Source organism: Bradyrhizobium sp. USDA 3262 (genome assembly GCF_054060035.1).
In genome coordinates this window covers 8,229,929-8,247,985 of sequence record NZ_JBSSCT010000001.1, presented here as the reverse complement: position 1 = coordinate 8,247,985, position 18,057 = coordinate 8,229,929, and the positions used below count along the sequence as shown (strand labels likewise).

The following is an 18,057-nucleotide window of genomic DNA, read 5'->3' as shown; positions in this document are numbered from 1 at the left end:
ATCAGACGCGCATGGCGAGGCGTTTTGCAGCAGAGAGATACTCTCGCGGCGCGGCGCCAGGAAAATTCATTCCGGGCAATGTTGCCCGATCGCCGGGCTTATGGAATTGTCCGACCGGATGGTCAATAAATAGCGGTTCGGAGGCGGGGCTGCGGTCCCGGAACCTTGCGACTATTGGCTGACATCCCTGGACGATGGCCGAACGGCCACCTGGTGGAACGGACAAGACATGGCCCGATCGCGCGCCAAGGACTATGACGACAAGCGCCTCTCGATGCTGCATCGCTCGGCCGAGCTGTTTGCCGCATCGGGATATGTCGGCACGTCGATGAACACCATCGCCGACGCCTGCGGTGTCTCGAAGGCACTGCTCTATCACTATTATCCCGACAAGGAAGCGATCCTGTTCGATATCCTGTCGTCGCATCTCGCGAAGCTGGTGGCGGCGGTCCGCAAGGCGAGCGCACAGGCCGGTGATCCGGTCGCACGCTTCAGGACGATCGTTGCGACCCTGCTCGAGCTCTACCGGCATGCCGACGCCGAGCATCAGGTCCAGATCTCAAGCCTCAAGCTGTTGCCGAAGGACAAGCAGCAGCCGCTGCTCGCAAGCGAGCGGATCCTGGTCGGGATCATGTCGGATGCACTCGCCGCCGCAGTACCGGCGGCGAAGCAGAAGCGCGCACTCAAGCCGCTGACGATGAGCGTCTTCGGCATGCTGAACTGGCATTACATGTGGTTCCGCGAGGGCGGGCCGATGACCCGCGCCGAATATGCCGGTTTCGTCGCGCAGCTCGTGCTGGCCGGCGCCGACGATGCCGCGGCCACCGTCACTCGGCCGCGCGGCAGGGCCAAATCGGCCGGCCGCAGCCGGCAGGCCGAGTTGCTCTGACGCGGGCCGTTAAGCCCGCATCGCATTCATCGTCAGTAGCTCATAGGTCGCCGCGGTTTCGCCGGTGCTGGTCGTGATCTCGACGTCCCAGCGTACCTCGCCATATTGCTTGTTGCGCGGCATCTTCTCCTTCGCGGTCAGCCGCACCTGGATCTGTTCGCCGGGCTGGACGGGTTTGACGAAGCGCAGCGAGTCGAGGCCGTAGTTCGCCAGCACCGGCCCGTAGTCGGGATCGACGAACAGGCCGGCGGCAAACGACAGCAGCAGGTAGCCATGCGCGACGCGGCCCGGGAAGAACGGATGCCCCTTGGTCGCTTCCTCGTCCATATGGGCGTAGAAGGTGTCGCCCGTGAAATGCGCGAAGTGCTCGATGTCGTCGAGCGTGATCTGCCGCGACTTCGAGACCAGCGTGCGGCCGATCTCGAGATCGTCATAGTGATAGCGGAACGGGTGGAGGTCGCCTTCGAGCATCGGGCTGCCCTTGAACCAGCGGCCGGTGACGCCGCTCAGCATCGCCGGCGAGCCCTGCAACGCGGTACGTTGCATGTAGTGCTGGAGGCTGCGGACGCCGCCCAGTTCCTCGCCGCCGCCGGCCCGGCCGGGGCCGCCGTGAACCATCTGCGGCATCGGCGAACCGTGTCCGGTGTGCTCGCTCGCGCAGTCGCGATCGATGATCGCGACGCGGCCGTGAAAACTGCCGATGCCGAAGGCAAGCTCGGTCGTAGCCGGGATGTCGTGCGTGTAGATGGATGCGACGAGGCTGCCGCCGCCGCGATTGGTCAGCGCGATGGCCTGATCCAGATCGTCGTATCCCATCACGGTGCTGACAGGGCCGAACGCCTCGATCTCGTGGACTGCGGTTGCGGCGAGCGGCTTCGCACAATGCAGCAGCAGCGGCGGAACGAAGGCGCCGCGCTTCGCGTCGGCATCGAGCAGCGGGAAGTTGCCGGGATCGCCGGCCACCAGTTCGGCTTCGGCGCGAAGCTTCGCGACATGGGCAAACACATCGCTACGCTGGCCGAGCCCGACCAGCGGCCCCATCCTGACCTTGTCGTTTTCGGGATTGCCGATCGTGACCTTGGCCAGACGGTCGCGCAGCGCCGTGATCACGGCGTCGAGCTGCGCTGACGGCACCAGCGCGCGGCGGATCGCGGTGCATTTCTGCCCCGCCTTGACCGTCATCTCCTTGGCCACTTCCTTGACGAAGAGGTCGAACTCCGGGCTGCCCGGTACGGCGTCTGGAGCTAGGATTGCGGCGTTCAGCGAATCCCGTTCGGCGATGAACCTGACCGCCTCGCGCGCGATGACCGGATGCCGCTGTAGTTTTTGCGACGTGTCGGCCGAGCCTGTGAAGGACACCACGTCCTGGCAGGTCAGATGGTCGAACAGGTCGCCGGTCGATCCGACGATGAATTGCAGAGCGCCTTCGGGCAGCACGCCGGATTCGGTGATGATCCGGACCAGCTCGTAAGCGACATAGGAGGTGACCGTCGCGGGCTTGGTCACGACGGGCACGCCGGCCAGCAGCGCGGGCGCCAGCTTCTCCAGCATGCCCCAGCACGGGAAGTTGAACGCGTTGATGTGCACGGCGACGCCGTGCAGCGGCGTCACGATATGCTGACCGGCGAATGCGCCACCCTTGGAGAGCCCTTCGACATTGCCGTCGAGCAGGAATTTGCTGTTCGGAAGCTCGCGGCGTCCCTTGCCGGCATAGGCGAACAACGTGCCGATGCCGCCGTCGACGTCGATGACAGCATCGGTGCGGGTTGCGCCCGCATGGAACGACAGCTTGTAGAGCCGGTCCTTGTGCTGGGTCAGATAGTCGGCGAGCGCCTTCAGCAAGCCTGCGCGCTGGTGGAACGTCAGTTTTCCAAGATGCTTGCGGCCGACCGCGCGGCCATAGGCGAGGATCTCCCGCATGTCGAGATCGCTTCCGGTCGTGACGGCCACCACGGCGCCGGTGACGGCGCTCTGAATCTCGGCTGCCGGTTCGCCCGGGCCGGACCATTTTCCGCGCACGAAACTGTCGAGCTTCATGACGTTGTCCGCCGTCCGTGCACCGCTGGATTGAGGCTGTGTCATCGCAATTGGACCTTCTGACTTGGGATCAATGATGCGTCTCGCCTTGGCGGCGGAATGTTCAATCGGAAACGTTCAATCCTTGGCCCGTCCGACAAAGCGTGGGGCGCGCTTTTCGAGAAAGGCGGTGACGCCTTCGGCATAGTCCGCCGACCGGCCGGCACGGCCCTGCAGCTCGCGCTCGAGATCGAGCTGCGCGTCGAGCGTGTTGGTCTCGGAGGCATCGAGCGCCTGCTTGATCAGCGCAAGACCATCGGTCGGCTGTGTCGCGAGCGAGGCGGCGAGGGCGTGGGCCTCGGCCATCAGGTCGGAATCCTCGACCACCTTCCAGATCATGCCCCATGTCTCCGCCCGCTCGGCGGAGATCGGCTCGGCGAGCATGGCCAATGCGCGCGCTCGCGCGCCGCCGACGAGCCGCGGCAGCAACCAGGTGCCGCCGGTGTCAGGGACGAGGCCAAGCTTGGCGAAGGCCTGGATGAACTTGGCCGACCGCGCGGCGATCACGATGTCGCAAGCAAGGGCCAGGTTCGCGCCGGCGCCCGCGGCGACCCCGTTGACGGCGCACACGACCGGCATCGGAATGCCGCGCAGCTTGCGCACCAGTGGATTGTAGAATTTTTCGATCGGTGCGGAGAGGTCCGGCGTTTCGCCCGGCGTGAACACGCCATCCGAAAGATCCTGCCCGGCGCAGAATCCGCGTCCGGCTCCGGTCAGGATCAGCGCGCGGCAGGACTTGTCCTGTTCCGCCGCGATCAGTGCGGCCATCAGTGCGGCGTGCAGATCGGCGCTGAAGGAATTCAGGCGATCGGGCCTGTTGAGCGTCAGGACGCGATATCCGGCGCGGATATCGGTCAACACCAAATCGCTGACCATGATGACCTCCCGTTGCGGCTTCTGGCGGCCGAAGGTTGCGTGATGTGGGCTTGGATTACTATTGACCGTCCGGTCAGTCAATCATAATCCGCGTAACGGCACGGGATGACGACGCCGGGCAACATCGAGCGAGCGCGATTTCGGTCTCGGTCGCGAATTCAGGCCCGGCAAGAACATCAGAATGATCCGGCGCGCATCGCCTGTCTGCAACAAAAGTGCCGACGCGTAAGCACGGTCCCGTGCACTGGAGCGGTGTCATGCTGCCACAAATCGGCCGCATATCGGCGGCGACCTCCCACCGCCACGAGGATCAGCCGATGACGATGCGGTCGCCGGATATCACCGGGTTTCGGTTCTCGACCGCGGATTTCGGCGAGCGCGACCGCTTGCCGATCTTTCGCGAGCAGATCGGGCGGATGATCGTGAAGCTCGATCCGGAGCCGCTGAGCGCCGGCGCGTTCCATGCCGAAGCCAACGTGCGCGAGCTGCCTGGGCTCGGCATCGGATCCTGGGCGTGCAGCAACCTCACCTGCTGGCGCTCTACATCAGGGAGCTTGACGACAGCTACCTGCTCGCGACGCCCGAGCTGTGCGGCGCCGTCGTCCGGCATCTGGTCGATCTCGGGGCGTTGATCATCGGCGCGAACCGCGATGCTGCGGCTGCCGCGGAAGACGGCGGGCTGGCGGCCCCGCGGCTCGCCGCGGTCAAGGCCGACATCAACGATAATCTCAGCTATGGCGATCTCACCTTGCCTGCGGTGGCCGCCCGGCTGAGGCTTACGCCGCGCCATATCCAGCGGCTGTTCGAAAGCGTCGGTTCGACGTTCTCGGAATTCGTGCTCGGCCAGCGCCTGGCGCGCGCGCATCATTTGCTGACCGATCCGCGCCACAGCGGCAGCACCATCGGTACGATCGCATTCGAAGTCGGTTTCGGCGATCTGTCCTACTTCAACCGCACCTTCCGCCGGCATTACGGCGTGACGCCGTCGGATATCCGCGCGGTGCCGCGGCGCTCCTGACCGAATATCGCAATCTCCCTGAGAGGGCGTCGGGTCGTTGCCTGCGGTTCGCTGCAACCCGGCACATCACCCGCCGGCGACGCGTCGCAAGCAGCGCTCTGCGCCAGCCTGTGTGCTGTCGCGCACACAAGATCGCCGCCAATCACGTCCGCTGCGGGCGATTTCAGACGACAATGCACGACAACGTGTTTCACATTGTTGTCCGATGTCGCATATGTCCAATCCCCCGTCGCCCCAGTCCGAGCCTGCCAATCGTCTCGCGCTTAAAAGGCAGCCCCCCGGTGATCGTTGCAATCGGCGGATTCGTTGACTGCGATGCATTGAGGCGACTTGAGACCATCGAGGAGAATGTGATGAAGTTTGCACTTCGAGGATATTTTCTTGCGCTCGGCGCGAGCCTGGCCTTGTCCGGCGCCGCCATGGCACAGGATATCAGTGTTGCCGTGGTCGGGCCGATGACCGGCTCCGAGGCGAGCTTCGGCCAGCAGTTCAAGAATGGTGCTGATCTCGCGATCGCCGACATCAATGCGGCGGGTGGCGTGCTTGGCAAGAAGCTGAAGCTGGAGGTCGGCGACGATGCCTGCGATCCGAAGCAGGCGGTGTCGGTTGCCGAGAAGATGGCAGGCGCGAGGATTCCGTTCGTCGTTGGGCATTTCTGCTCATCGACCTCGATCCCTGCGTCGGACGCCTATGCCGAGGGCAATGTGCTGCAGATCACGCCGGGCTCGACCAATCCGCAATTCACCGAGCGCGGGTTGTGGAACACGTTCCGTGTCTGCGGCCGGGATGACCAGCAGGGCACGGTTGCGGCCGCCTACATTATCAAGAACTACAAGACCAGGAACGTCGCGATCATCCACGACAAGACGACCTACGGCAAAGGTCTTGCCGACGAAACGAAGAACGCCATCAACGCCGCGGGCGTGAAGGAAAAGCTCTATGAGGCCTATACCAAGGGCGACAAGGATTTTGCTGCCCTGGTATCCCGCTTCAAGAAGGAGTCGATCGATTTCGTCTATGTCGGCGGCTATTATGCCGAGGCAGCGTTGATCCTGCGCCAAATGCGCGAGCAGGGCGTCAATGCGGTGCTGATGGGCGGCGACGCCCTGGTCGACAAGCAGTTCGCCGCGATCGCAGGTCCGCTTGCCGAAGGCTCGCTGTTCACCTTCTCGCCCGACCCGCGCAAGAAGGTGACCGCGGCCGCGACCTTGAAGAAGTTCAAGGACAAGGGCATCGATCCCGACGGCTACACGCTCTACAGCTACGCCGCGTTCCAGATCTGGAGCCAGGCCGCAGCCCGTGCCCAGACCACGGACGCCAAGAAGGTCGCGGCGGCCATCAAGGCCGGAAGCTGGGATACCGTGCTCGGCAAGATCAGCTACACGCCGAAGGGTGACATCACCCTGATCGACTACGTCGTGTACCGCCGCGACAAGGACGGCAACTACGCCGAACTGCCGGCCGGTCAATGATCACCAGAGCGTTCTCGCGCGAACCGGGTACCGGTTCGCGCGAAGAAAACGCGTCAAAAGCAAAATCGAGAGCCTCCGTTCCGATGCAATCGGAACGGAGGCAACCCTGGCCGGGCTGAATCGTTTCCCGCCGCGCCCGTGACCGGCGTATCCGGTCACACGTTCCGGGCAAAGCGCGCAGCGCCGGGGATCGGCGTGAGCCATTCGACGGCGCGATCGGTATAGATCTCGGCTTGCGGCTGCAATCCCTCCATGCTGTCGAGCGTGCCGGCTTTCACCACGACCTTGCCGGGCATCAATGCGGTCTTCGCAAGCAGAGGGGACCCGCAGCGCCCGCAGAAATGACGATGGACCGGATGGCCGCTGTCGCCCTTGTCGACGAACACCACCGTCTCGCCCGACTGCTGGTAGTCGGCTTCGCGGATCACGAGGTTGAACGAAAACAGGCTGCCGCTTTGCCGCTGGCAATGTGTGCAGTGACATATCGCGATGCTCCGCGGTTCGCTCTTGAGCGTGTAACGTACCGCGCCGCACAGGCAGCCGCCGTTCCGTTCCTGCATGCTGGTCTCTCCCTTACGATGGCGCCGTCGCCGGGACAGGGACGCCGCCTCAGGCGTCGCCAATCACGGCATCGATGAATGTGGTGGCGGATTCCCTCAACTGCTTGCGGCTGTATCCGGCGCGCTCCATCACGGCGAGCCCGCGCGTGAACGTCACGATGACGCGCGCCAGCCGATTTGCATCGGCCGTGCTGCGCCTGTTCGGCGCCGCGCTGATGGCCTTGCCGACCAGTTGCTCGAGCCGGGTGAGTACGTCCTGCACGCGCTGACGCACATCCGCGCTCGAAATGGCTGCGTCGAGCGCGGTGCGCGTCGTCAGGCAGCCCCGCTGCGGCGTGCCGTCCGTCATGTTGACGATGATCATGTCAAAGAAGCCCCTCAGCCTCGCCGAGGTATCGCCCTGCGCCAGCGCGCTGCCAGCCGCGTCCAGGAATTGCGCGGCATACTGATCGAAGGCGCGCAGGAAGATCGCTTCCTTGTCGCCATAGGCGTTGTAGAGGCTGCCGCGCTGGACGCCGGTCGCGGCCGCGAGGTCCTGCATGGTCGCATCGTGCAGGCCCTTGCGCCAGAACACGTCGAGCGCGGTTGCGATCATCTCGTCCTCGTCGAACTGACGCACGCCCACCATTCGATCTACTCCATCGGGTCATTCTTGACATAATCGTCAATATTGACAATGATGTCAAGAATGAACCCGAGGAGGTCCGGATGATTACCGCTGTCACGACGTTCAGGCTGCCGAAGCCGATCACGCGCGAGGAAGCCCGCAGTATCTTCCTGAGCACCGCGCCGATCTATGGCGGCATTCAGGGGCTGTTTCGAAAGACCTATGTGCTGTCCGAGGACGGGCTGACGGCCGGCGGCATCTATTTCTGGAACTCGAGGGTGGAGGCGGAAGCACTGTACACCGACGCGTGGCGCGCCCGCGCCCGGGAGAAATACGGCGCCGATCCGATCGTGACCTATTTCGAGAGTCCTGTGGTGGTCGACAACCTTGCCCAGCAGATTGTCGCCGACGATTAACAACGATGCAGCGGTAGCGAAAGCGCATCACAGCGGCCGCCCAAGGTCTCTTCACGATCCCGGTCAACGACGCTAGTCTGATGAAGGGCTAACAAGAAACGTAGGCGGGAGGCGATAATGACCCAACAACAACCCTCCGATCGAGGTTCCCCGGCACTGCCACGCCGCAGGCTCGGCCGCACCGGGCTCGATGTCTCCATTCTCGGCTTCGGCACGGCGCCGCTCGGCGACCTGTTCGCACGGCTCGACGACACTGCCGCGATCGCAGCAGTGGAGCGGGCGTTTGCGCTGGGCATCAACCTGCTGGATTCCTCGCCGCTCTACGGCCATGGCCTCGCCGAACACCGCAGCGGCACCGCGCTGCGCCGCGTGGCGCGCGACGACGTCGTCGTCTGTACCAAGGTCGGGCGCTGGATGGACCCGTTCCACGGCCGTGGCGACGGCTCCAATTTCGCCGGCGGCGCGCCGCATCGCGCGGTGTTCGACTATTCCTATGACGGCACCATGCGCTCGGTGGAGCAGTCGCTGCTGCGGCTCGGCGCCGATCGCATCGACCTGCTTTTGATCCACGACGTGGACGTCTGGACCCACGGAGCTGACGCGATCGAGGCGCGGTTTCGCGAGGCGATGGAGGGCGCCTATGTCGCGCTCGACAAGTTGCGTTCCGAACGCGTGGTCAGGGGTATCGGGATCGGCGTCAACGAGGCCGAGATGTGCGTGCGCTTCGCCAAGGCCGGAACGTTCGACACCATGCTGCTTGCCGGCCGCTACTCGCTGCTCGAGCAACCCGCGCTCGCCGAATTCCTGCCTCTGGCGCAAGCCCAGGGCATCGGCATGATGCTCGGTGGCGTCTTCAACTCCGGCATCCTGGCGACCGGCGCGGTTGCCGGCGCCAAGTACAATTACAAGGACGCGCCGCCGGACGTGATGCAGAAGGTGGCGGCGATCGATCGCGTCTGCCGCGCCCACGATGTGGCGCTGCCGACCGCCGCGCTGCATTTCGCGCTCGGCCATCCGGCGGTGGCAAGCCTCGTGCTCGGCGCGCAGACGCCGCAGGAGGTCGAGCGCAACGTCGCCGCGTTGTCGTCGCCCGTGCCTGCCGCGCTGTGGCGCGACCTGAAGAATGAGGGGCTGCTCGACCAGCATGCGCCGGTGCCGGCATGATGCGGATCGACGCCCATCACCATGTCTGGACCCTGGCGCGCGCCGATTACGGCTGGCTGACGCCCGAACGCGGGCCGATCTACCGCGACTTCAGCCTGGCCGATCTGGCGCCGCATCTCGCCGCGGCCGGGATCGGAGGCACCATCCTGGTGCAGGCCGCACCGACCGAAGCGGAGACCGCATTCCTGCTCGATATCGCCAAAGGGGCCGAGCAGGTGCGCGGCGTGGTCGGCTGGATCGACTTCGACGCCGCCGACGCCGCAGCGCGGATCGATGCGATTGCCGGGCGCGAGCTCCTGGTCGGCCTGCGGCCGATGGTGCAGGACATCGCCGATGAGGACTGGCTGCTGCGCCCCGAACTGGCAGCGCCGCTCGAGGCCATGGCGCGGCATGACCTCGTCTTCGACGCGCTGGTGCTGCCGCGCCATCTGCCGCGGCTCATCCAGGTGGTCGATCGCCATCCGGACCTGCAATTCGTGCTCGACCATTTCGGCAAGCCGCACCTTGCGACCGGCGACATCGCGGCCTGGAAGGACGACATCGCAAGCCTCGCCACACGATCCAACGTCGTCTGCAAACTCTCGGGCCTAGCGACCGAGGCGGCGCCGAACTGGCAGGTTGCCGATCTCAGCGAGGCCGTGGATCATGCACTGGCATGTTTCGGGCCGCAGCGGATGCTGTGGGGCAGCGACTGGCCCGTCGTCAACCTCGCCGGCGGCTATGCGCACTGGTTGGCAGCCGCGGAGTGCCTGCTTGCTGATTTGTCAAGTGAAGCAAGAGCTGCGATTTTCGGCGGCAATGCGGCGCGGGCTTATTTGTCAAGCCGCGGACGGTCAACATCCCGGAAATAGATTGCGGCGTGCGCCCAATTTGATCCACAGCGCGCCTTGATGAATCATTCCGGGATGGTCCATAAGCGGCGTCCGCGCCGTCGGTGATCCCTGGCGCAACGGACTTTTAGAGAGATGAGCGTGGCAAAGATTCATCATCAGATTGCGCAGGAGCTTGGGGTTCGCGACGAACAGGTCGAGGCGGCGGTGACGCTGCTCGACGGCGGCGCCACGGTGCCGTTCATCGCGCGATACCGCAAGGAGCTCACCGGCGCGCTTGATGACGCCCAGCTGCGCACGCTGGAAGAACGGCTGACGTATTTGCGTGAACTTGAGGAGCGCCGCATCGCGGTGCTCAATTCGATCCGCGAGCAGGGCAAGCTCGACGCCGCGCTCGAGGCCCAGATCATGGCCGCCGACAGCAAGGGCCGGCTCGAGGACATCTATCTGCCGTACAAGCCGAAGCGTCGCACCAAGGCCGAGATCGCCAAGGAAGCCGGCCTCGAGCCGCTCGCCGATCAGCTTCTCACACAGCCCGAGAGCGATCCGAACGAGGCCGCGACGCCCTTCGTCAATGCCGAGAAGCAGGTCGCCGACGTCGCCGCGGCGCTCGACGGCGCGCGCGCGATCCTGGTCGAGCGCTTCGCCGAGGATGCCGACCTGATCGGCGCGCTGCGCGAGGAGATGTGGTCGAACGGCATCATGGCCTCGACCGTCCGCACCGGCAAGAAGACCGAAGGCGAGAAGTTCAAGGACTATTTCGATTTCTCCGAGCCGCTGCCGAAGCTGCCGTCGCACCGCATCCTGGCGCTGTTCCGCGGCGAGAAGGAAGAGATCCTCGACCTCGCCATCAAGCCGGAGGCGCAGGAGCCGGTCGTAGGCCAGCCCGGCCTCTACGAGCTCAAGATCATGAACCGATTTGCGATCTCCAACCAGGGCCGCAAGGGCGACAAGTGGCTGACGGAGACGGTGCGCTGGGCCTGGCGCACCAAGATCCAGATCCATCTCAATATCGATTTGCGACTGCGGCTGTGGACCGCGGCGGAGACCGAGGCGGTGCGCGTGTTCGCCTCGAATTTGCGCGACCTCTTGCTCGCGGCGCCGGCCGGCGCACGCGCCACCATGGGGCTCGATCCCGGCTATCGCACCGGCGTCAAGGTCGCGGTGATCGATGCGACCGGCAAGGTGGTGGCGCACACGGCGATCTTCCCGCACGAGCCGCAGCGGCGGTGGGATGAGGCGCTCGCCATTCTCGGCAAGCTCGCGATCGAGCATGGCGTCGAGCTGATCGCGATCGGCAACGGCACCGCCTCGCGCGAGACCGACAAGCTCGCCGCCGAGCTCGTGAAGCGGTTGCCCGAGCGCAAGATGACCAAGATCGTGGTCTCCGAAGCCGGCGCATCGGTCTACTCGGCCTCGGCCTTCGCCTCGAACGAACTGCCCGACCTCGACGTCACCATTCGCGGCGCGGTTTCGATCGCCCGGCGCCTGCAGGATCCCTTGGCTGAGTTGGTCAAGATCGATCCGAAGGCGATCGGCGTCGGCCAGTACCAGCACGATCTCGGCGAGTCCAAGCTCGCCCGCTCGCTCGATGCCGTGGTGGAAGACTGCGTGAACGCGGTCGGCGTCGATGCCAATACCGCCTCGGTGCCGCTGCTCGCGCGAGTGTCGGGCATCGGCCAGGGACTGGCGCAGAGCATCGTGCAGCACCGCGACGCCAACGGCCCGTTCAAGTCGCGCAAGGCGCTGAAGGAGGTGCCGCGGCTCGGGCCGAAGGCGTTCGAGCAGTGCGCCGGCTTCCTGCGCATCAGCAATGGCGAGGACCCGCTCGATTCATCCGGCGTGCATCCGGAAGCCTATCCGGTGGTACGCCGTATCCTCGAAGCGACCAAGAGCGACATCAAGGCGCTGATCGGCAATGCCGACGTGGTGCGGGGTCTCAAGCCGCAGTCCTTCGTCGACGATACGTTCGGATTACCGACCGTCACCGACATTCTACGCGAGCTGGAAAAGCCCGGCCGCGACCCGCGTCCGGCGTTCAAGGCGGCGGTGTTCAAGGAAGGCGTCGAGGAGGTCAAGGACCTCAAGAAGGGCATGATCCTCGAGGGCACCGTGACCAACGTCGCCGCCTTCGGTGCCTTTGTCGATATCGGCGTGCATCAGGATGGGCTGGTGCACATCTCGGCAATGTCGCGGAATTTCATCAAGGACCCGCGCGAGGTGGTGAAGCCGGGCGATATCGTCAAGGTCAAGGTGCTGGACGTCGAGGTCGCGCGCAAGCGCATCGCGCTGACGCTGCGGCTTGACGACGAGATCGGGCCGAAGAAGGACAATGCGGCGCCGTCGCGCGATTTCTCGCGCGGCAAGATGACCTCGTCGGCTCCGCGCCGTCCGCAGGAGCAGTCCGGCGGCAGCGCGCTCGCCGACGCACTGCGCCGCGCGGCCGAGAAGAGCGGACGCGGCAAGCCGACCTGAGCCGCGGAGGAGGACGGCAAGCCGAGTTCGCCGCCTTGTTCGAAATCGGCCACCTGACGCTTCTGGCTGAGTTGCCTAAGCTGTCCCCGTCATCCTGAGGTGCGCGCTCTTGCGAGCCTCGAAGGATGCACGGCCCCATCTCTGGCCGATTCATCCTTCGAGGCCCGCTCCGCGGGCACCTCAGGATGACGGGGCCGAAGGGAGCCGTCCTGGCTACAGCATTCCGGCGGCGAACCTCGCCAGCGCATCCGCGACGCCCTTGCCGTAGGCCGGGTCGGCCTTGCTGCAATTCGCGACGTGCCGTTCCTGGATGTGCTTCGACGCATTGCCGACCTGGCGGGCGGTGTTGTCGAACAGGGCCTGCCTTTGCGTGGCATTCATCTTGCGGAACAGGTCGCCCGGCTGCTGCCAGTGGTCGTCGTCCAGGCGATGATCCCAATGCGCGGCCGCGCCTGACAATTCGAGCGGCGGCTCGTTCAGCTGCGGCTGGTCGGTCCACTCGCCATGGCTGTTCGGCCAGTATGTCAGCGTGGCGCCCAGATTGCCGTCGGTACGCATCGCGCCGTCGCGATGATAGCTGTGGAACGGGCATTTCGGCGCGTTGACCGGAATCTGGTGGTGGTTGACGCCGAGCCGGTAGCGCTGGGCGTCGCCATAGGAGAACAGGCGGGCTTGCAGCATCTTGTCCGGCGAATAGCCGATGCCGGGCACGACATTCGCCGGCGTGAACGCCGCCTGCTCGACCTCGGCGAAGAAGTTCTCCGGATTGCGATTCAGCTCGAAATACCCGACCTCGATCAGCGGATAATCCGCCTTCGGCCACACCTTGGTCAAATCGAACGGATTGAACGGGAATGCCTTGGCCTGTGCATCTGTCATCACCTGGATGAACAGCGTCCAGCGCGGGAAGTCGCCGCGCTCGATGCTCTGGAACAGGTCGCGCTGGTGGCTCTCGCGGTCCTTGCCGACCAGCGTCTCGGCCTCGGCATCGGTCAGGTTCTGGACGCCCTGCCGGGTGCGGAAATGGAATTTCACCCAGACGCGCTCATTGTCGGCATTGATCATGCTGTAGGTGTGGCTGCCGAAGCCGTGCTGGTGCCGGAAGCTTTTCGGGATGCCGCGCTCGCTCATGACGATGGTGACCTGGTGCAGCGCTTCCGGCAGCAGCGTCCAGAAATCCCAGTTCATGTCGGGGTCGCGCACCCCCGTGCGCGGATGCCGCTTGATGGCGTGGTTGAGGTCGATGAAGCGCAAGGGGTCGCGGAAGAAGAACACCGGGGTGTTGTTGCCGACCACGTCCCAATTGCCTCCATCGGTATAGAATTTCAGCGCGAAGCCGCGGATGTCGCGCTCGGCGTCCGCCGCGCCGCGCTCGCCGGCGACCGTCGAGAACCGCGCGAACATCGGCGTCTGCTTGCCGATCTCAGAGAAGATGCTGGCCTTGGTGTAGCGCGTGATGTCGTGGGTCACGGTGAAGGTGCCGTGCGCGCCGGCGCCCTTGGCGTGCATCCGCCGCTCCGGGATCACTTCGCGGTGAAAATGCGCCAGCTTCTCGATCAGCCAGACGTCCTGCAGCAGCGCGGGTCCGCGCGGCCCCGCCGTCAGGATGTTCACATTGTCGGCAACGGGGGCGCCGGAGGCGTGGGTCAGAAAAGGTCTTTTGGTCTCGTCGCTCATCGAAAGCTCCTTGCTGAAGGTCGGCACTTCGCCGTCCCGACGCCCGCGGGGGAGGCCAGGTGAAAGGCGATTGCGTCGCGGATTGGATGACGGCCGGCGAGGAGGGGAGAGCCCGGTGATCGACAAATTGTGAAGCGGGTCTGCGATCCCTCGACGCCGTCGTTGTTCTCCGATAGCTGCAGGATTAAGAACCGCGGCCGATCGATTCAACGAGCGCTATCCGCCGATTCCAGCCAAATGTCCGTCGATCCCGGCCAACGCAATCGTGGCCGCCGGTCCAGGCAACTGCCGCTCGGCATGCCGGCACGCGAATTCTAAATCCGGTGTCAGAATCTGGCGCATTTGTCAGTTGAAGTCGGGCATCGGCTTGCGTCTTCTGATCATGCTCGCGTGCGGCGATACGAGTTCGCCGCGGTCCCAATCAGGGAGGGTTTCATGAAGAATAGGCTTCTCACGTGTCTCACGGCAGCGACGCTCGCTGTCAGCGTTGCCCTTGCACCCGCTGCCCTCGCCAGAGGCGGCGGTGGTGGTGGCGGACATGGCGGCGGTGGCTTCGGTGGCGGCCACGGTGGTGCCATGGGTGCCATGGGTGGCGGCATGCATGGTGGCGGCTTTGGCGGCGGCATGCATGGCGGTGGTTTCGGCGGTGGGATGCGTGGTGGCGGCGCGGCGTTCGCCGCCATGGGCGGCGGCGGCCATTTCGCTGGCGGGCGCTTTGGTGGTCCACGCTTCGTCGGTGCACCGGCAATCGGCCCGCGGTTTGCCGGCGCCGGATTCCGCGGTTCGCGCTTCTTCCATCATGGCGGCTTCTTCCGCCACCACCGCTTCCATCGCTTCGCGTTCATCGGCGCGCCCTATCTCTATGCCGGCTATGACTACGGCTGCTACCGCAGGGTATGGACGGCTTACGGTCTGCAATGGGTCAATGTGTGCGGGGACTATTGGTGATCGCCCAACCAACCGCACCGTTGTCGCGGTCGTCGCCAGACGTTCCATCCTGCCCCGGAATGGGATAGTCTGGCGGCGATCGTCGCGGGGCGGCCGCTCGGAGAGTTTGCGAACTCGGAGAGTTCAACACAGCTCGGAGAGTTCAGGAATATGACCGGTGCTCACCGCCGCATTCTCGTCGTCGAGGACGATCCCGAAACCGCGGATCAGCTCGTCGAGGAGCTCACCACCAGCGGTTATGATGTGGATCTGGCGGCGAACGGCCGCGAGGCGCTGAGCCAGGGTGCGGCGCGCGACTATGCCGTGATCACCATCGATCGCATGCTGCCCGACATCGACGGCATCACGGTGATGCGTCAGATGCGCGACGGCGGCATTGCGGTGCCGTTCCTGATCATCAGTGCGCTCGGCGAAATCGACGACCGGGTGCGGGGCTTGCGCGCCGGCGGCGACGACTATCTGGTCAAGCCGTTCTCCTTTGTCGAACTGCTGGCGCGGCTGGAGGCGCTCGGCCGCCGCAGCGAGACCGTTGCCAAGGAGACCATCCTGCGGGTCGGCGATCTCGCGATCGATCTGATTTCGCGTACGGCGAGCCGCCGCGGTCGCAAGATTCCGCTGCTGCCGAAGGAATTCCAGCTGCTCGAATACCTCGCGCGCAACGAAGGCCGCGTGGTGTCGCGCGCCATGCTGCTGCGGCATGTGTGGGACCTGCACTTCGATCCCTCGACCAACATCATCGACGTCTATGTCGGGCGTTTGCGCCGCAAGGTCGACGACCAGCAAGCCTATCCCCTGATCCACACGATCCGCGGCATCGGATACTGCCTCCGTGCTCCTGGCTAAGACCTTCAAGTCGTCGACGTTCCGCCTGGCGTTGATCGCCATCGGTGCCTTCGGCCTGATCGTTTCCGCGATCTTCGCCTATGTTTACTGGTCGACATTGTCCTATGTGCGCGACAGGTCCGACCGCGCGATCATGACCGAGCAGGCGAGCCTGGATGACGCCTATGCGCGGTCCGGGCGTGATGGCCTGACCGCGTTGATCGCGCAACGCGTCGCGGACAAGGGCTTCGCCGATCATGTGTATTTGTTGGTCGGTCCCGGATCGACGGTGCTGGCGGGAAATCTCAGGCAGTGGCCGGCGGGCGCCGCCGAGAAGGGATGGGCTGAATTTCGTGCCTCCCTGCCACAGCTCTCCCCGGGAACCTCCCTGCTGCGAGGTGTGACGGAAACCCTGTCAAACGGCGATCGGCTGCTGGTCGGCCACGACATCAGCGATCTCGACGGCTTCATGGCCCAGATCAGGGCCGCCGGCATTGCCGTCGTCGTGCTGATCATCGGGCTTGCGGCTGCTGCCAGCATCGGCGTCACGCGGCGAACGGTCGGCCGGATCGAGTCGATCAACGCGACCAGTCGCGCTATCATGCTCTCCGGCCTCGACCAGCGCATCCCGCTCCGCGGCAGCCATGACGAATGGGATCGCGTCGCCGAGAATCTCAATCTGATGCTGGACCGGATCCAGACCCTGATGGGGGACGTCAAGCAGGTCAGCGAAAATATCGCCCACGATCTGCGCACGCCGCTGACCCGGATGCGCGGCCGGCTCGAGAAAGCCTACCACGCCCCGCGGAGCGGGGAGGGCGATGCCGCGCTGATCGGCGACACCATCGCCGATCTCGACGCGGTGCTCGGGATGTTCGCGTCGATCACGCGGATTTCGGAGATCGAGACGCGAGCCCGCAAGGGTGCGTTCCGCACCGTCAATCTCGTCGAGATCGCCGGCGAGGTGGTCGAACTCTACGACGCCGCCGCCGAACAGGTGACCACGCGCCTCGATCTTGCCGGCGATCAGGCGGTGCTGGTCACCGGCGACCGGGACCTGCTGTTCGACGCCATCGCCAATCTCGTCGACAACGCCATCAAGCATGGCCGCCCGGGTGGACGGGTGACGGTGACCTGCGACAACGACGAGACCGGTGCGGTGATTTCGATCGCCGATGACGGCCCCGGCATTCCCGCCGACCAGCACGACCGCGTCTTCAAGCGCTTCTACCGGCTCGAGCAGAGCCGCTACACGCCCGGCAATGGCCTCGGCCTCAGCCTGGTCGCGGCGGTCGCGAGCCTGCACGGCGCGCGGATCGAGTTGCACGACAATGCGCCGGGGTTGTTGTGCCGGCTGGTCTTTCCCGCGGCGGAAACGTAGGGTGGGTTGGCGCCGTCGCGAGAATGCGGATGTATGTCCGCCGGCCGGGCAACAAACTTGGTGTCGTCCCGGGCAAGCGAAGCGCGACCCGGGACCCATAACCACCAATGCGAATTGCCTTGCGGCGCTGGGGCCACAGCTCACTCCTACAATACAGCCCTGTGGTTATGGGTCCCTGCCTTCGCAGGGACGACGACGGAAAAGCGAATGCGTCAAAACCTCGCTGCCATCTCGGCAAGCCGGCGGTGCGCCGCCTCGCGGGCGGCGCGGATCGGCTCGGTGGGCCCGGTGGTCGGTCCGATCGGCACGAAGCGCACGTCGCTGATGCCGATGAAGCGCAGCGCCTCGCGCAGATAGGGCGTTGCCATGTCGATGCGGCCGCGGTTCATGCCCGTGACGAAGTCGCTGCCGCTTGCGAGGATCACGATTGTCGGGCGGTCCTTGAGCAGCGGCAGATAGCCCTGCGCCGGATCGAAGCGGAAGGCGAGCCCGGGCTGGATGATGACGTCGAGCCACTGCTTGAGCTTGTAGGGAATGCCGAAATTCCACATCGGCGTCGAGATCAACACGCGATCGGCCAGCGACAGCCGCAGCGCGAGGCGCTCGGCGATTGCGAAGGCGTCGTGCTGCGAATCGGTGAAGCTCTGGCCGCCGATGCGGGCGTATTTGGCCTCGAGCAGGTAACCCTCGAATTCCGGCAGCGGCTCGCGCCAGAGGTTCATCGCGTCGATCTCCCAGCCCGGCCGCGCCTGATGGAAGCGATCGAGAAAGGCGCGCGCGCCGGCCGCCGATTCCGAATCGGGGCGCGGTGAGCAGTTAAGATGCAGCAGCTTCGGCACCGCGCCT

At 65.2% G+C, this 18,057-nt stretch carries 16 protein-coding genes and 1 pseudogene; 10 read left to right on the top strand and 7 right to left on the bottom strand.

Annotation, left to right across the window (positions count from 1 at the left end):
• Positions 1 to 229: 229 nt before the first annotated feature.
• Positions 230 to 889, top strand: coding sequence for a TetR/AcrR family transcriptional regulator (locus ACVWYP_RS38945; RefSeq protein ID WP_304497027.1), 660 nt, complete (start codon positions 230 to 232; stop codon positions 887 to 889).
• Between the two features lie 9 nt (positions 890 to 898).
• Here ACVWYP_RS38945 and paaZ read toward each other — a convergent pair whose 3' ends face one another.
• The 3 genes from paaZ to ACVWYP_RS38930 form a co-directional block, all read right to left on the bottom strand.
• The gene (paaZ, locus tag ACVWYP_RS38940; RefSeq protein ID WP_304497026.1) at positions 899 to 2,926 is read right to left on the bottom strand and encodes a phenylacetic acid degradation bifunctional protein PaaZ; all 2,028 of its coding nucleotides are present in this window, start codon (positions 2,924 to 2,926) and stop codon (positions 899 to 901) included.
• Positions 2,927 to 3,043: 117 nt separating this feature from the next.
• Entirely contained in the window at positions 3,044 to 3,841 is a 798-nt protein-coding gene (gene paaG / locus ACVWYP_RS38935; RefSeq protein ID WP_304497025.1) for a 2-(1,2-epoxy-1,2-dihydrophenyl)acetyl-CoA isomerase PaaG, read from the bottom strand.
• 310 nt (positions 3,842 to 4,151) lie between these two features.
• Entirely contained in the window at positions 4,152 to 4,343 is a 192-nt protein-coding gene (locus ACVWYP_RS38930) for a hypothetical protein (RefSeq protein ID WP_304497024.1), read from the bottom strand.
• A gap of 12 nt (positions 4,344 to 4,355) precedes the next feature.
• On the opposite strand from ACVWYP_RS38930, the gene ACVWYP_RS38925 reads away from it, so the two are divergent.
• Together ACVWYP_RS38925 and ACVWYP_RS38920 are read left to right on the top strand one after the other, a co-directional pair.
• Positions 4,356 to 4,859: a helix-turn-helix transcriptional regulator gene (locus tag ACVWYP_RS38925; protein ID WP_304497023.1), complete on the top strand. Its 504-nt coding sequence runs from the start codon at positions 4,356 to 4,358 to the stop codon at positions 4,857 to 4,859.
• A gap of 353 nt (positions 4,860 to 5,212) precedes the next feature.
• Positions 5,213 to 6,331, top strand: coding sequence for a branched-chain amino acid ABC transporter substrate-binding protein (locus ACVWYP_RS38920; RefSeq protein ID WP_304497022.1), 1,119 nt, complete (start codon positions 5,213 to 5,215; stop codon positions 6,329 to 6,331).
• 155 nt (positions 6,332 to 6,486) lie between these two features.
• Here the strand turns inward: ACVWYP_RS38920 and ACVWYP_RS38915 are convergent, their stop codons facing one another.
• Positions 6,487 to 6,891, bottom strand: coding sequence for a GFA family protein (locus ACVWYP_RS38915; RefSeq protein ID WP_304497021.1), 405 nt, complete (start codon positions 6,889 to 6,891; stop codon positions 6,487 to 6,489).
• Positions 6,892 to 6,940: 49 nt separating this feature from the next.
• Positions 6,941 to 7,519 carry a TetR/AcrR family transcriptional regulator gene (locus ACVWYP_RS38910; protein WP_304497020.1) on the bottom strand — a complete coding sequence of 193 codons (579 nt, stop codon included), beginning with the start codon at positions 7,517 to 7,519 and terminating at the stop codon, positions 6,941 to 6,943.
• Positions 7,520 to 7,599: 80 nt separating this feature from the next.
• On the opposite strand from ACVWYP_RS38910, the gene ACVWYP_RS38905 reads away from it, so the two are divergent.
• The 4 genes from ACVWYP_RS38905 to ACVWYP_RS38890 all read left to right on the top strand — a co-directional run bounded on the left by ACVWYP_RS38905 (position 7,600) and on the right by ACVWYP_RS38890 (position 12,383).
• The gene (locus ACVWYP_RS38905) at positions 7,600 to 7,914 is read left to right on the top strand and encodes a monooxygenase (protein ID WP_304497019.1); all 315 of its coding nucleotides are present in this window, start codon (positions 7,600 to 7,602) and stop codon (positions 7,912 to 7,914) included.
• Between the two features lie 117 nt (positions 7,915 to 8,031).
• Positions 8,032 to 9,078, top strand: coding sequence for an aldo/keto reductase (locus ACVWYP_RS38900; protein ID WP_304497018.1), 1,047 nt, complete (start codon positions 8,032 to 8,034; stop codon positions 9,076 to 9,078).
• Complete coding sequence (locus tag ACVWYP_RS38895) at positions 9,075 to 9,929, top strand: amidohydrolase family protein (protein WP_304497017.1); 855 nt, start codon at positions 9,075 to 9,077, stop codon at positions 9,927 to 9,929. Before ACVWYP_RS38900 ends, ACVWYP_RS38895 begins: the two co-directional genes overlap by 4 nt.
• Before the next feature lie 114 nt (positions 9,930 to 10,043).
• A complete protein-coding gene (locus ACVWYP_RS38890) occupies positions 10,044 to 12,383 on the top strand; it encodes a Tex family protein (RefSeq protein ID WP_155258327.1) in 2,340 nt (779 codons plus the stop codon).
• 213 nt (positions 12,384 to 12,596) lie between these two features.
• On the opposite strand, the gene ACVWYP_RS38885 is transcribed toward ACVWYP_RS38890, so the two are convergent.
• Positions 12,597 to 14,060: a catalase gene (locus ACVWYP_RS38885; RefSeq protein WP_028338475.1), complete on the bottom strand. Its 1,464-nt coding sequence runs from the start codon at positions 14,058 to 14,060 to the stop codon at positions 12,597 to 12,599.
• Positions 14,061 to 14,495: 435 nt separating this feature from the next.
• On the opposite strand from ACVWYP_RS38885, the gene ACVWYP_RS38880 reads away from it, so the two are divergent.
• The 3 genes and pseudogenes from ACVWYP_RS38880 to ACVWYP_RS38870 all read left to right on the top strand — a co-directional run.
• On the top strand, positions 14,496 to 15,008 hold the full coding sequence (locus ACVWYP_RS38880; protein WP_196238113.1) for a hypothetical protein: 513 nt from the start codon (positions 14,496 to 14,498) through the stop codon (positions 15,006 to 15,008).
• 150 nt (positions 15,009 to 15,158) lie between these two features.
• On the top strand, positions 15,159 to 15,851 hold the full coding sequence (locus ACVWYP_RS38875; RefSeq protein ID WP_028338477.1) for a response regulator transcription factor: 693 nt from the start codon (positions 15,159 to 15,161) through the stop codon (positions 15,849 to 15,851).
• Between the two features lie 424 nt (positions 15,852 to 16,275).
• Positions 16,276 to 17,211, top strand: a pseudogene (locus ACVWYP_RS38870) (sensor histidine kinase); the annotation flags it as partial.
• A gap of 212 nt (positions 17,212 to 17,423) precedes the next feature.
• Here ACVWYP_RS38870 and ACVWYP_RS38865 read toward each other — a convergent pair.
• Complete coding sequence (locus ACVWYP_RS38865) at positions 17,424 to 18,050, bottom strand: FMN-dependent NADH-azoreductase (protein ID WP_028338479.1); 627 nt, start codon at positions 18,048 to 18,050, stop codon at positions 17,424 to 17,426.
• Positions 18,051 to 18,057: the final 7 nt, after the last annotated feature.

Excerpts from the sequence above, each read along its gene's own strand:
- ACVWYP_RS38900 (WP_304497018.1), top strand. The coding sequence starts at position 8,032 with ATGACCCAACAACAACCCTCCGATCGAGGTTCCCCGGCACTGCCACGC.
- ACVWYP_RS38885 (WP_028338475.1), bottom strand. The coding sequence starts at position 14,060 with ATGAGCGACGAGACCAAAAGACCTTTTCTGACCCACGCCTCCGGCGCC.
- ACVWYP_RS38895 (WP_304497017.1), top strand. The coding sequence starts at position 9,075 with ATGATGCGGATCGACGCCCATCACCATGTCTGGACCCTGGCGCGCGCC.
- ACVWYP_RS38875 (WP_028338477.1), top strand. The coding sequence starts at position 15,159 with ATGACCGGTGCTCACCGCCGCATTCTCGTCGTCGAGGACGATCCCGAA.
- ACVWYP_RS38920 (WP_304497022.1), top strand. The coding sequence starts at position 5,213 with ATGAAGTTTGCACTTCGAGGATATTTTCTTGCGCTCGGCGCGAGCCTG.
- ACVWYP_RS38930 (WP_304497024.1), bottom strand. The coding sequence starts at position 4,343 with ATGCCGAGCCCAGGCAGCTCGCGCACGTTGGCTTCGGCATGGAACGCG.
- paaZ (WP_304497026.1), bottom strand. The coding sequence starts at position 2,926 with ATGAAGCTCGACAGTTTCGTGCGCGGAAAATGGTCCGGCCCGGGCGAA.
- ACVWYP_RS38910 (WP_304497020.1), bottom strand. The coding sequence starts at position 7,519 with ATGGTGGGCGTGCGTCAGTTCGACGAGGACGAGATGATCGCAACCGCG.
- ACVWYP_RS38915 (WP_304497021.1), bottom strand. The coding sequence starts at position 6,891 with ATGCAGGAACGGAACGGCGGCTGCCTGTGCGGCGCGGTACGTTACACG.
- ACVWYP_RS38890 (WP_155258327.1), top strand. The coding sequence starts at position 10,044 with ATGAGCGTGGCAAAGATTCATCATCAGATTGCGCAGGAGCTTGGGGTT.
- ACVWYP_RS38905 (WP_304497019.1), top strand. The coding sequence starts at position 7,600 with ATGATTACCGCTGTCACGACGTTCAGGCTGCCGAAGCCGATCACGCGC.
- ACVWYP_RS38880 (WP_196238113.1), top strand. The coding sequence starts at position 14,496 with ATGAAGAATAGGCTTCTCACGTGTCTCACGGCAGCGACGCTCGCTGTC.
- paaG (WP_304497025.1), bottom strand. The coding sequence starts at position 3,841 with ATGGTCAGCGATTTGGTGTTGACCGATATCCGCGCCGGATATCGCGTC.
- ACVWYP_RS38945 (WP_304497027.1), top strand. The coding sequence starts at position 230 with ATGGCCCGATCGCGCGCCAAGGACTATGACGACAAGCGCCTCTCGATG.